We start from the raw sequence: 11,762 nt of genomic DNA, 5'->3' as shown, positions 1-11,762 counted from the left end.
GCCCAGTCGGGCGTGGTTGACATGAAGCGGCAGGCGCCCTTAACGGTGAAGCCGGAGTTTTGGCTGTAGTAGATGACGATTTCGTCGTGGACGTGCATCACGATCCGATGGCCGGCCGCGGCGGCTTGGAGCATGGCACGGACCAAGAGGCTGCGGGCTGGGAACTACGGAACTCATCTGAAGTTACGTGGCGGTTGCCATTGCCCACCGCGGAGTCCCGTGCCGCAGCCGCACTTGCCACAACCCCGTTTTACGTAACCGCGCCTGCCACGGAAACCGAACGAACTAGCGCACCAGATTCATCGTTCCGCGCCAGAAAAGAAACGTTCTGGAAAAGAATCCTTCGTAGCCGGCCCTTGTAAACACTCCACATCCCCCGTGGGTTTCGTATCATCACCCAAATCCGCCGCTCATATGTCAAAATGTACAAGTGGCTACTTCATCTTCAGCACTCAGCGCAGAACAACGGGCAGAACTACACAAGACCATTTGGGGTATCGCGAATGACCTCCGCGGTAGCGTAGATGGCTGGGACTTCAAGTCCTATGTGCTTGGTATGCTCTTCTATCGCTTTATCTCTGAAAACCTGACCAATTACCTCAATGCGGGCGAACGAGCGGCTGGGAGCCTTGATTTCAATTACGCGGATATATCCGATGAACAAGCCGAACTCGGCCGGGCAGAAACCGTGCGAGATAAAGGGTTCTTCATTTTGCCTTCCGAACTTTTCGGCAATGTTCGCGCCCGGGCAGCCACCGACGAGAATCTAAACGAAACTTTGCAGCGGGTTTTCGCGAACTTTGAAGGCTCGGCTGTGGGTACTGCTTCAGAAGATGACATCAAGGGCCTATTCGCCGATTTCGACGTCAATTCTGCCAAGCTCGGCTCAAACGTAGGTCAGCGCAATAAAAAGCTTCGTGACCTCATGAATAAGATCGGGGATCTTCAGTTAGGTTCCGCGCCAACCCACATCATCGACGCTTTCGGGGAAGCCTACGAATACCTGATGAAGATGTACGCCTCAAATGCCGGCAAATCCGGGGGCGAGTTCTTCACTCCCCCGGAAGTTTCCGAGCTCCTCGCCAAACTCACGGTTGTTGGGAAAACCGAGGTAAATAAGGTATACGATCCCGCGTGCGGCTCTGGGGGCCTATTACTTAAGTTTGAAAAGGTGCTCGGTAAGAATAACGTGCGCAACGGGTTTTACGGCCAGGAAATCAACCTCACCACTTATAACCTGTGCCGTATCAACATGCTCATCCACGACATCAACTACAACGATTTTTCGATCGCCTTGGGCGATACGCTTACTGAACCCAAGCACTGGGATGATGAGCCTTTCGAAGCCATAGTTTCGAATCCTCCCTACTCCACGAAGTGGGATGGCGCGAGCAATCCGGTTCTAATCAACGATCCGCGTTATTCGCCAGCGGGCGTGCTGGCCCCAAGATCGCGCGCGGATATGGCTTTCACGATGCATATCCTTAACTGGTTGGCGGTTGACGGTACCGCCGCGATTGTCCAGTTCCCAGGAGTGCTCTACCGCGGCGGCGCGGAAGGGAAGATCCGCAAATACCTGGTGGATAACAACTACGTCGAGACCGTTATCCAGCTACCGCCAGATCTGTTCTTCGGCACTACTATTGCCACCTGCATTATGACGCTCAAGAAGTCGAAGTCTGACAATAGCGTGCTTTTCATCGACGCCTCTGACCTCTTCACCCGCAACGGTAACCAGAACATGTTGCGCGAGGAAGATCAGCAGCAAATTCTCGATATTTACACGGCACGTGAATCTATCGAGCATCGCGCCGCACTGATTACTAGCGAGGAGATCGCGGAGAATGATTACAACCTCTCGGTCTCTTCTTACGTGGAACCGGAAGATACTTCGGAGCCGGTAGATATCGTCAAACTCAATTCGGAGATCGAGCAGATCGTGGCCCGCCAGCAACAGTTGCGCGAGCAGATCGACGCGATCGTGCGCGATCTGGAAGGTACCGGCGAACCTTCCGTTCCGGTTTCCGGTGCTTCCGATCTTACCTTCCCCGACGACGCCGCCGCTTCCGTCCGCGTCCACTTCGAAGACGATGCTTCTGTTCCGGCAGCCGCTTCCACTAAGGAGCAGGAATCCTAATGAACCACATCGAAAAACTCATCCACGAGCTGTGCCCGAATGGTGTGGAATACGCTTCAATCCGGACGATTTTCAACACCCGTAACGGGTACACTCCATCAAGGTCGAACCCTGCTTACTGGAACTCTCCCGATGTGCCTTGGATCCGTATGGCCGACATACGAGACGAAGGTAGAATTCTCGATACAGCCTCTCAATCGGTGTCTAACAATGCGGTAAAGGGAGGCGAGCCATTTCCAGCAAATTCCTTAATCATATCCACCTCTGCAACGATTGGAGAGCACGCACTTGTAACAGTGCCGCATTTATGCAATCAGCGGTTCACTTCCCTTCAGCTTAAACCCGAATTCCGGGATGCATTCGACATTAAATTCCTTTTCTATTACACGTTTAAATTGGGGTCTTGGTGCCGGGAAAACACAACGCAATCAAGCTTCCAATCCGTTCGCATGGATAAATTTTACGAGTTCAAATATCCAATTCCACCGCTAGCAGTCCAGCGCGCCATAGTTGACATTCTAGACAAATTCATGGACCTGGAGGCGGAACTGGAAGCAGAGCTGGAAGCAGAGCTGGAAGCACGCCGCGCGCAATACGAGTATTACCGCGACGCGCTCCTCAGTTTCCCACCCGAACGGGGGGGGGGTGCGACACAAATCGATGGCTGAAATTGGGTATCGGTTCTCAGGCTTGCGTGGAAAGAGCAAGGACGACTTCCGGAACGGAACCGCAAGATTTGCAACTTACGCAGATATATTCAGCAGCCGGATTTTTGCTACCGGGACCGGACTTGTACATGTGGACGACTCGGAAGGTCAGAACACCCTCCAAAAAGGAGATTTGGTTTTTACCTCGTCATCGGAAAACTTCGAAGAAGTGGGCTTGTCTTCCGTAGTCTCACAAAATCCAAACACCCCAACTTATCTAAACAGCTTTTGCTTTGGGGTACGTTTAAACGATCCCGATGCTTTCGATCTTCACTTCCTTTCCCACCTGTTGCGTAGCAGAGAGATTCGCCGGCAAATTGAAAGAACGGCCAACGGCGTCACGCGAATTAACATCTCGAAACGCGCCTTTGACAGAATCGTAATCCCAATACCCGACCTCCAGACACAACACCGTATCGGAACCTACCTCGACAAATTCGACGCCCTGGTTAATGACATCTCTTCTGGTTTGCCAGCGGAGATTGCGGCTAGGCGGAAACAGTATGAGTATTACCGGGATAAGTTACTGACTTTTAAGGAAATTGGGGACGCGGCATGAATAATCTCGGTTCGGATAGTCGGTATTCGCTCGTCGCGGCGGGCGGGCAGTCGACCGTCGTCGCCCGGTATGAACCCGGAGAACAGCGCGCGGAAGATTACCAGAGTGAAGCGCAACTGGAACGCGCTTTCATCAGGCAGCTCGAAAAGCAAGCTTACGAATACCTCACTATCAACAGTGAGGCAGACCTAGTTGCCAATTTGCGCACGCAACTCGAAAAGCTCAACCAGATCAGCTTTACCGATAGCGAATGGGAACGCTTCTTTGCGGAAGTGCTTGCCAACCCGAATGAAGGGATCGTCGAAAAGACGGCGAAACTCCAAGATGGTGGCCATATTCAGGTCCTCTACCGGGATGATGGCAGCACCAAGAATATTCGTATTCTAGACAAGAAGAATATTCACAATAACCGGCTCCAAGTGCTCAACCAGTATGAAAACGAAGCCGGTAAGCACGAGAATCGCTATGACGTAACAATCCTCGTCAACGGCCTGCCCCTGGTCCATGTAGAGCTCAAACGGCGCGGTGCCGATATCCGGGAAGCATTCAACCAGATCGATCGTTACCAACGCGATTCCTTCTGGGCTGGCAGCGGTCTGTACGAATACATTCAGATCTTCGTGATCTCCAACGGAACGCTCACCAAGTACTATTCCAACACCACGCGCGAAGCTTCTATCAAAGAAAAAACCGGAAAAGGCGGCCGCCGGAAAACTTCCAATAGTTATGCCTTTACCATCTGGTGGGCAGACGGCGAAAACAAAGTGATTGCCGACCTCATGGACTTTTCTCGCACCTTTTTTGCCAAGCACACTATCCTTAGCATCCTCACTCGTTACTGCGTGTTCGACGTCGATAAAAACCTCATGGTCATGCGGCCTTACCAGATCGTGGCTACCGAGAGGATCTTGAACAGAATCGTTGTTTCCTCCAATAGCCGCACCTGGGGAACCCTCAGCGCTGGGGGCTATATCTGGCACACCACCGGTTCGGGAAAAACTCTTACGTCTTTCAAAACCGCGCAACTAGCCACGGAACTAGAAGGCATAGACAAAGTGCTTTTCGTGGTAGATCGCAAAGACCTCGACTACCAGACGATGCGTGAATACAACCGCTTCGAAGCCGGAGCGGCAAACGGCAATACTTCCACCGCGATTCTCACCAAACAGCTGGAAGATTCCACTTCGAAAATCATCGTTACCACGATACAAAAGCTTTCCAATTTCGTGAAACGCAATCCTAAGCATCCAGCATTCGGGAAACACATAGTTATTATTTTCGACGAATGCCACCGTTCCCAATTCGGGGAAATGCATCTTGCAATCCGCCGCGCCTTCAAAAAGTATCACCTGTTCGGATTCACAGGTACCCCGATCTTTGCGCAAAACGCGGCCGCTGGGAAAAAATTTAACCTGCGCACCACCGCGCAGGCCTTCGGCGATAAGCTCCACACTTACACGATCGTGGACGCGATCACGGACAAAAACGTGCTGCCCTTCCGAATCGACTACGTTGATACGATCGCCACTAATCCCGAAAGCAAAGACACCCAGGTAGCCGGAATCGAAACGGAAACAGCGCTCCTCAATCCGCTCCGCATCCGCGGCATCGTTACCTATATCCGGGAGCATTTCGACCAGAAAACCCGCCGCACGCAAAGCTACATGTATAAGGGGCAACGCAAACGCGGTTTCAATTCGATCCTGGCCACCGCTTCTATTTCCGCGGCGAAGGCCTACTACGAAGAATTCAAGGCCCAGCAAGAGGCAGCCGGGCTCACCCCGGATCAAAAGCTCAAGATCGCGATCATTTATTCATACAATCCCAATGAGGCCGATCCGAGCGGGATAATCACCGACGAATCTTTAGAAACCTCCGGGCTGGATGTAGATTCCAGAGAATTCCTGGATGCGGCGATAAGAGACTACAACCAGCTCTTCGTTACTAACTTTAGTACTGAGGGAGATTCCTTCGAAAACTACTACAAGGACGTTTCGGAGCGGATGAAGAACCAGGAACTTGACCTGTTGATCGTGGTAAATATGTTCCTCACCGGTTTTGATGCCAAAACGCTCAACACCCTGTGGGTGGATAAGAACCTACGCCAGCACGGGCTCATCCAAGCTTTCAGCCGTACCAACCGAATCCTCAACTCGGTGAAAACCTTCGGGAACATCGTCTCCTTCCGCAACCTGGAAGACGCCACAAACGATGCCCTCACCCTATTTGGGAACAAAGACGCCGGTGGCATCGTACTGCTCAAGCCCTACCAGGATTACTTCAACGAATACACCAAGAAGATCGCGCAACTAAAAGACGAGTTTCCACTCGGCAAAGCCATTATTGGCGAAGAAGCGCAAAAGGAGTTCGTGGGCCTGTGGGGATCGATCCTGCGGCTGGTCAATATTCTTGACTGCTTCGACGAGTTTGCGGATGAAAACATGCTTCCCGCGCGGGACATGCAAGACTACCAGGCCGTATATTTGGAGCTTTATCGCGAGTTTCGGGAACTTAGCCAGGCTGATAAAGAGTCAATTGCAAACGACGTCGTGTTCGAAATCGAACTGGTCCGGCAGGTAGAAGTAAATGTGGACTACATTCTCATGCTCGTCCAAAAGCACATAGAAGAGCACGGGAACCTGCACGATAAAGAAATTCGCGCCGATGTAACCCGCGCGATTAACGCCTCCCCCACGCTCCGCAACAAGAAGGACCTCATCGAAGAATTCTTGGATCGGATCAACGTGGGCGCAGACCTTTCCGACGAATGGGTGACCTACGTACAGCGGCGCCGCGCCGAAGAATTTAATGCCCTGGTACAGCAGGAAAATCTCAAACCTGCAGAAACTCATCAGCTCATTGCTCGGGCCTTCCGTGATGGTACCGATATTCCGCTATATGGCACGGCGGTATCGGAGATCTTGCCACCGGTCTCCCGTTTCTCGAAGGAAGACGCGCTAGCGAGCAAGCGGCAACGCGTAACCGAGCTACTGCAAGCCTTCTTGGAACGTTTCCGCGGGCTGGGAGCTACGGACGTCTTCTAGCGGTACTTCCTCCCGTTGAGGTTGTGAACGCTTAGGCCGAGCCCCGGAAAGCGGACATGGGGATGGTGTTTATGCTGCAAGGTCGAGTGTAGTTGGTGCGTGTTTTTCGTGGCGGTCTGGGGCCTGGTAATTGCACCAGGTGCGAGTTGTGCCACTGTATACCTGTTGCTCGCGCTGGACCCGTACGTGGCTACCGCACCCCTCTTTCAACTCCGCGGAATGAATCTTACGGAACATGGCAGAAGACTACCTTTCCCCGTTCCCCGGCAAAGCGCCGGGCTAGCCCATGTCCACCAACAAAGGGGCCAGGTCCCGAAATGTCGCAGACCAATTAGTTACCTCTTGCAAATCAGAGTTTCCAGGACTAGCGCTGCGAGAGGAACCGCGAAAAGTATGGAAACGGCAAGGGGCACCGGCGGCATTTGATAGTTGTCTGGAAGGATGAACTTGCTGACGGTTGGTGAATACAACATTACGCCTAAGCTAGCGCTGGAAAATGCGGAAAAGATGGATAGGTCGTATATCTTAATAAACAACCCAAGGAACGCGAAGAAGAGGAGGGCAAGGAGTATAAAGGCTATTATTGAGGCAGTTACTACCCCGCTTTTGAGTGACAGTCCGACCAATATCGTGAATGAGCTCTTTTTGAGCAAAGCTGTCAGAAGTTCGCCTCCTTCGCTCACTCTAGTCACGAAATAAAACAATATGACGGCCGTGAGCTGGGACGACCCGATAAGTACGAAATATTTGAGAAAAGTAGCAGCGGTCAGCGAAGGTATATCGCGGTGTTTCAAATCGCGTTCGTTCATTCCCTACCTCCATGCTGAAAACAAGTGTACTGACAATCGTTGGGGGACAGAAATCTTCTGGCGCAAGGCGGCACTAACCGGGACGGTCGCCGCGTGCGGGCTGGGGCGAAACTGGGCCCGTTGTATGAGAAGCTCGCTGCGGGACGACCCGCCAAGCGGCTCACCGCGCTGCCGGACTAGGTCGGTTCCCTTGGGGAAATATTGACGTAGTAGGCCATTGGTGTTTTCGTTAGTGCCACGTTGCCATGGTGAGTGTGGGGCGCAAAAAAAATAGGCGTCCATTTTCAGGACGCTGGCTATTTTCTTGTGTAATGCCATTTCAGGGCCTTGATCCCAGGTGAGCGTATTACGCAGCAGTGCGGGCGTGGTTTTCTGCGGGCACGGCCGGTGTGTAGAGCGCGTGTGACTTAGAGTTTGAGGGGTGCAGCCAAGAGTGACCGCGCTTTTGCGGATGGAGTAGACGCGGAAACGGTGGCTCGGTGTACGACTCGCTGGGGCTTCTCGTTTTATGATACTGCTCCCAAATGCATTGTTAACAAGGAATGCCTAAGTCTAGAATCGATCTTGTCTCTAAGAGGAGGCCGCAGCTCAGGTTCCCCAGTTGCGCAACCCGCCATCAAAGATGATGGCATGACAAAGGAATGGAATCCGTGAATTTTCAAAAACTCGTGAGACTTACCATCGTAAATGTCTGCGCAATTTCGTTGTCAATTACGTTTGGCGGAGTAGCTAATGCCGCACCACTTAGGGAGGCTACGCCATCGTCTCAACATAATTCTCACAGCATACTGCCCCTGACACCCGCCCCTGTAATATCAGAGGATCAGCTATTAGCTACTTTTAAAGCGATTGAAGAGATTCCCGATAGCGTGCTTCAAGCCGGAGATGCAGCAGCGCAATCTTGGTTGAAAGCGCGACTGGGAGATGACTTTCACTCACAGCCAGGCTCCGTTACAACTTTTGGAGTGGTCGGTTGCGTTAGTGCTATCGGTCTTGCCATCGTGACAAACCTGCCCATCTTTAAGATTACGAAAATCCGCACAGCTCTGAAGGCCGCCGGCGGCGCAACTAAATTTGTAAAGACCTTCAAGCGTGTTTATGACGCACAGCGGAAAGCGAAAGTGTCATTTAAAACGGCAGTTTCGCGGGCCGTTAAGCGGGCTGCAAAAAAGGCTGGACCAGAGGCTCAACAGACTCTGATTGAGCTCTTTAACCTAGGTAATGTTTATAGTGCCTGCTTTGAATGACGACAGAGTGCGAAAGTTAAAAATGGCACGAGTAATCTTTTTCACAATTGGAGCCCTCGGGTTAGTACTGTTAACCATCAGCTTTTGGGTTGGTACCGGAAGGATTGGAGGCGTTTTGTGCGCTGGGGCTCTTATTGGACATATGGCAACCTGGAAAAGCAAAACTGACATCCAAGCACGTAATCAAAACGGGTTTTCATGATCAGATCGTTGTTCGCGCGAATAAATAAAATACAGGTAGCGTCACTATGTAGCAACAGATAAGGGTCTGTTATTCGAGCTAAGGTTATGGGTGCTTCCGTTTTGGAGGCACCCATAGCTGTTTTTTGAAAGGAAGCCGCAGCGGGACTAATCAACTGGCTACGTCCATCAAGCCGCCGCACAAGCACGGCTCACGCTATCGGGACTGGTTACAGTTTCTTATTCGGACCGACCAGCTCAGATAGCCGGTCACGGAACGCTCCACGACGCAAATGGAAACCTAATGCCGAATGCGAGAAGCATCCTTTCACAAGCAATGTCAAATACGCTTGACGTAAAGCGTACTCGATCTAAAGCGTGCGTGATGTAAAGCTTACTTGCCGTAAAGTCTGCTTGACGTAAAGCTTGCTTGACGTTATGGTGGTGGCGTCAGAGCGATAAGGAAATCAGAACGATAAGGAAAATGGAGTCCGTTATGGCTAAGCCGCCTAATAGTCAAGCTAAATGGGGGTATATACGCGGAACGAGAGTCAAGGCCGCTCCCCTTGCTTTTATCATTGGGACGTTACTGGCGATAGTTACCGCCGCGATACGGGTGGCATTTAATCCGCCTGGCGAATATCGATGGGCGGCCGTGGTGATTTTCGCGGTCTGTATGGCTGCCCCGCTCATCGGTTTGGCGTGGGTGTTACTCGTTGACCGTTCAACCCTGCCTGGTGCCACTGCACATCCAGAACTCGCCGTGGAACACCGCTGGCATACCCAGGCGGCAACGAACGCCTTCCTCACAACCGTCACAGTAGCTGGGATCGGCGCCGCCCTAACATCAGGAACCGTTTCCCATGTGTTGGTAGGAATAGTCCTCTTCGAATTCCTCGTCTACGGTGTCTCCTACCTATGGGCAAAGCATAGGTAGGTCATGAAAAACAACCTTGCCATACGCCGCAAACAGGCGGGCTGGACCCAAGAACAACTTGCTGAACTGCTCGGCGTAAGTAGACAAACAATAATCTCTATTGAAAAAGGCCGGTTCGATCCCTCATTGCCCTTAGCATTTTCCATCGCCAGAGTTTTTGAGTGCACGATAGAAGACATCTTCACCCCTGACGAGGACTAAACGGGCCTAAACGAGGCCTAAACCCTCCCGGGATCACATCAGCAATAAAATAGTTCAAAATACTATGTACCCCGTACCGGATTTGAACCGGTGTTGCCGCCGTGAGAGGGCGGTGTCCTAGGCCGCTAGACGAACGGGGCCTAAACGCTATCGCGTTTCGCTGGGGTACTAGGACTCGAACCTAGAATGGATGAACCAGAATCACCTGTGTTGCCAATTACACCATACCCCAAGGGTTCATCGCCTTTGCGAACTCTCTTTTGCTCGCTTGGCGACGAACATCAACATTACTCATACTCAGCAGTTCTTGCAAATTGAAACGGCGTGCAACCGCTCACCTTACCGATTTGCCGTTGCACGCCGTCACCACTCCCCTGCCGCTACTTTGCTGCCCTTATTCGCCCTTTATTCTGCTGCTGCTTGGTCAGTTGCGAGCTTGGCTAGCAACTGGTCGATGCGCGCGATAGCTTCTTCGCGGCCCAAGATAGCGATCGAATCGATTACCGGGATGGAAACATTGGTTCCCGTCATGGCCACGAAGAGCGGGCCGTAGGCCAGGCGCGGCTTAATCTCCAACTCTTGTACGAGCTTGGCATCCAAAGCCGGCTTGAGGCCTTCCGCGGTGAAGTCGGCGTCGTCCAAAGAAGCAAACACTTCCCGCGCGGCCGCCAAAGCTTGCGGAGCAGAATCGCGGAGCCGGCGCACCGCCTTCTCGTTGTATTCGAGCTGGGAGGCGGGAACGAACAAGAACCGCAACAGTTCCTTCGTTTCCCCGAGCAGTTGCACGCGGGTTTGCGCCAAAGGCGCGGCCGCATCCAAAATCTCCCGTTCCGCTTCCGGCAGTTCCTCGTAGTTTGGCGCCGAAAGTACGCCTTCCATATAAGGCACAATCCGCCGGGTGAAATCTTCCGTTTCAAGCATACGGATATGGTCGGCGTTAATCGCCACGCACTTCTTATCGTCAAAACGCGCCGGGTTGGCGTTCACGTCCGCAATATCGAACTTCTCCACCAACTCTTCGCGAGAGAAAACATCACGGTCGGCAGAAATCGACCAACCGAGCAAAGCCAAGTAGTTGATCATCCCTTCCGGAATGATCCCGCGATCCCGGTGCAAGAACAGGTTCGATTCCGGATCGCGCTTGGAAAGCTTCTTATTGCCCTCCCCCATCACGTAGGGCAAGTGCCCAAACTGCGGGGTGAACTTGGCAATCCCCAGCTCTTCCAAAGCACGGTAGAGCACGATCTGGCGCGGTGTGGAAGAAAGCAAATCTTCCCCGCGCAAGACGTGTGTGATCTCCATCAACGCATCATCTACCGGGTTGGTGAGCGTGTAGAGCGGATCGCCATTACCGCGCACGATCACGTAATCGGGTACCGTGCCCGCCTTATAAGTGATCGTGCCGCGCACCAAATCCGTGAAGGTAATGTCTTCGTCCGGCATCGCGATCCGCAAAGACGGTTTGCGGCCAGCCTCGCGGAAAGCCTGCTTTTCTTCTTCGGTGAGATATCTGTCACGCCCGTCGTATCCGAGGTCTGGATTTTCGCCCCGCGCAATGCGCCGCTCCCGCACTTCTTCCGCGGTGGAGAAGGATTCGTAGGCATACCCTGCCTCCAGGAGCTTGGCGGCTACCTCGCGGTATATATCCCCGCGTTCGGATTGCCGGTAAGGGCCATGCGGCCCGCCCACATCGATACCTTCATCCCAATCCAGGCCGAGCCAGCGCAGGGATTCCAAGATCGCCTGGTATGACTCTTCCGAATCACGTTGGGCATCGGTATCTTCGATGCGGAAAACGAAAGTTCCGCCGGTGTGGCGCGCATATGCCCAGTTGAAAAGGCACGTGCGGACCATTCCCACATGCGGGGTGCCGGTCGGAGATGGACAGAAACGTACGCGGATATCTTTGCCCGCTGCCAATGTCGTAGCCATGATGAATAC

11 protein-coding genes, 2 tRNA genes and 2 pseudogenes are annotated in these 11,762 nt (G+C 52.7%); 9 read left to right on the top strand and 6 right to left on the bottom strand.

The genetic code is table 11. From position 1 onward, the window contains the following. Nucleotides 1-59: 59 nt before the first annotated feature. The 5 genes from H8274_RS04425 to H8274_RS04405 all read left to right on the top strand — a co-directional run bounded on the left by H8274_RS04425 (nt 60) and on the right by H8274_RS04405 (nt 6,447). A complete protein-coding gene (locus H8274_RS04425; protein WP_141670063.1) occupies nt 60-362 on the top strand; it encodes a hypothetical protein in 303 nt (100 codons plus the stop codon). A gap of 68 nt (nt 363-430) precedes the next feature. After that, on the top strand, nt 431-2,137 hold the full coding sequence (locus tag H8274_RS04420) for a type I restriction-modification system subunit M (protein WP_185933951.1): 1,707 nt from the start codon (nt 431-433) through the stop codon (nt 2,135-2,137). Further along, nucleotides 2,137-2,805, top strand: a complete 669-nt coding sequence (locus tag H8274_RS04415) for a restriction endonuclease subunit S (RefSeq protein ID WP_185933950.1) — start codon at nt 2,137-2,139, stop codon at nt 2,803-2,805. Before H8274_RS04420 ends, H8274_RS04415 begins: the two co-directional genes overlap by 1 nt. Beyond that, nucleotides 2,798-3,403, top strand: coding sequence for a restriction endonuclease subunit S (locus tag H8274_RS04410; RefSeq protein ID WP_185933949.1), 606 nt, complete (start codon nt 2,798-2,800; stop codon nt 3,401-3,403). Before H8274_RS04415 ends, H8274_RS04410 begins: the two co-directional genes overlap by 8 nt. Continuing rightward, entirely contained in the window at nt 3,400-6,447 is a 3,048-nt protein-coding gene (locus H8274_RS04405) for a type I restriction endonuclease subunit R (protein WP_185933948.1), read from the top strand. Before H8274_RS04410 ends, H8274_RS04405 begins: the two co-directional genes overlap by 4 nt. A gap of 69 nt (nt 6,448-6,516) precedes the next feature. Here H8274_RS04405 and H8274_RS04400 read toward each other — a convergent pair whose 3' ends face one another. Both H8274_RS04400 and H8274_RS04395 read right to left on the bottom strand, forming a co-directional pair. Next, nucleotides 6,517-6,684, bottom strand: a complete 168-nt coding sequence (locus tag H8274_RS04400) for a hypothetical protein (protein ID WP_185933947.1) — start codon at nt 6,682-6,684, stop codon at nt 6,517-6,519. A 98-nt stretch (nt 6,685-6,782) separates the two neighbouring features. Beyond that, complete coding sequence (locus tag H8274_RS04395; protein ID WP_065414548.1) at nt 6,783-7,256, bottom strand: hypothetical protein; 474 nt, start codon at nt 7,254-7,256, stop codon at nt 6,783-6,785. Between the two features lie 57 nt (nt 7,257-7,313). On the opposite strand from H8274_RS04395, the pseudogene H8274_RS09760 reads away from it, so the two are divergent. Beyond that, a pseudogene (locus H8274_RS09760) lies at nt 7,314-7,418 on the top strand (terminase); the annotation flags it as partial. Nucleotides 7,419-7,433: 15 nt separating this feature from the next. On the opposite strand, the pseudogene H8274_RS04390 reads toward H8274_RS09760, so the two are convergent. Continuing rightward, nucleotides 7,434-7,619: pseudogene (locus H8274_RS04390) on the bottom strand (IS30 family transposase); the annotation flags it as partial. A 278-nt stretch (nt 7,620-7,897) separates the two neighbouring features. Here H8274_RS04390 and H8274_RS04385 point away from each other — a divergent pair. From H8274_RS04385 to H8274_RS04375, 3 genes are all read left to right on the top strand, one after another. Then, entirely contained in the window at nt 7,898-8,503 is a 606-nt protein-coding gene (locus H8274_RS04385) for a hypothetical protein (RefSeq protein WP_218058820.1), read from the top strand. Nucleotides 8,504-9,167: 664 nt separating this feature from the next. After that, nucleotides 9,168-9,620 carry a hypothetical protein gene (locus H8274_RS04380; RefSeq protein WP_065414546.1) on the top strand — a complete coding sequence of 151 codons (453 nt, stop codon included), beginning with the start codon at nt 9,168-9,170 and terminating at the stop codon, nt 9,618-9,620. Between the two features lie 3 nt (nt 9,621-9,623). Next, on the top strand, nt 9,624-9,821 hold the full coding sequence (locus H8274_RS04375; RefSeq protein ID WP_049619332.1) for a helix-turn-helix transcriptional regulator: 198 nt from the start codon (nt 9,624-9,626) through the stop codon (nt 9,819-9,821). Between the two features lie 67 nt (nt 9,822-9,888). Here the strand turns inward: H8274_RS04375 and H8274_RS04370 are convergent. The 3 genes from H8274_RS04370 to gltX all read right to left on the bottom strand — a co-directional run bounded on the left by H8274_RS04370 (nt 9,889) and on the right by gltX (nt 11,753). Next, a tRNA-Glu gene (locus H8274_RS04370) sits at nt 9,889-9,961 on the bottom strand. A 20-nt stretch (nt 9,962-9,981) separates the two neighbouring features. Continuing rightward, nucleotides 9,982-10,053, bottom strand: a tRNA-Gln gene (locus tag H8274_RS04365). 173 nt (nt 10,054-10,226) lie between these two features. Beyond that, nucleotides 10,227-11,753 carry a glutamate--tRNA ligase gene (gene gltX / locus H8274_RS04360; protein WP_065414545.1) on the bottom strand — a complete coding sequence of 509 codons (1,527 nt, stop codon included), beginning with the start codon at nt 11,751-11,753 and terminating at the stop codon, nt 10,227-10,229. Nucleotides 11,754-11,762 lie beyond the last annotated feature (9 nt).

This window comes from Actinobaculum suis (assembly GCF_900618115.1).
GTDB classification, from domain to species: domain Bacteria; phylum Actinomycetota; class Actinomycetes; order Actinomycetales; family Actinomycetaceae; genus Actinobaculum; species Actinobaculum suis.
The sequence above is the reverse complement of the archived record's forward strand: the minus strand, read 5'-3'. Positions and strand labels throughout refer to the sequence as shown.

Bases quoted from the DNA above. Each gene is read 5' to 3' on its own strand.
- H8274_RS04395 (WP_065414548.1), bottom strand. From the start codon at position 7,256: ATGAACGAACGCGATTTGAAACACCGCGATATACCTTCGCTGACCGCT.
- H8274_RS04415 (WP_185933950.1), top strand. From the start codon at position 2,137: ATGAACCACATCGAAAAACTCATCCACGAGCTGTGCCCGAATGGTGTG.
- H8274_RS04380 (WP_065414546.1), top strand. From the start codon at position 9,168: ATGGAGTCCGTTATGGCTAAGCCGCCTAATAGTCAAGCTAAATGGGGG.
- H8274_RS04405 (WP_185933948.1), top strand. From the start codon at position 3,400: ATGAATAATCTCGGTTCGGATAGTCGGTATTCGCTCGTCGCGGCGGGC.
- H8274_RS04400 (WP_185933947.1), bottom strand. From the start codon at position 6,684: ATGTTCCGTAAGATTCATTCCGCGGAGTTGAAAGAGGGGTGCGGTAGC.
- H8274_RS04375 (WP_049619332.1), top strand. From the start codon at position 9,624: ATGAAAAACAACCTTGCCATACGCCGCAAACAGGCGGGCTGGACCCAA.
- gltX (WP_065414545.1), bottom strand. From the start codon at position 11,753: ATGGCTACGACATTGGCAGCGGGCAAAGATATCCGCGTACGTTTCTGT.
- H8274_RS04385 (WP_218058820.1), top strand. From the start codon at position 7,898: ATGGAATCCGTGAATTTTCAAAAACTCGTGAGACTTACCATCGTAAAT.
- H8274_RS04410 (WP_185933949.1), top strand. From the start codon at position 2,798: ATGGCTGAAATTGGGTATCGGTTCTCAGGCTTGCGTGGAAAGAGCAAG.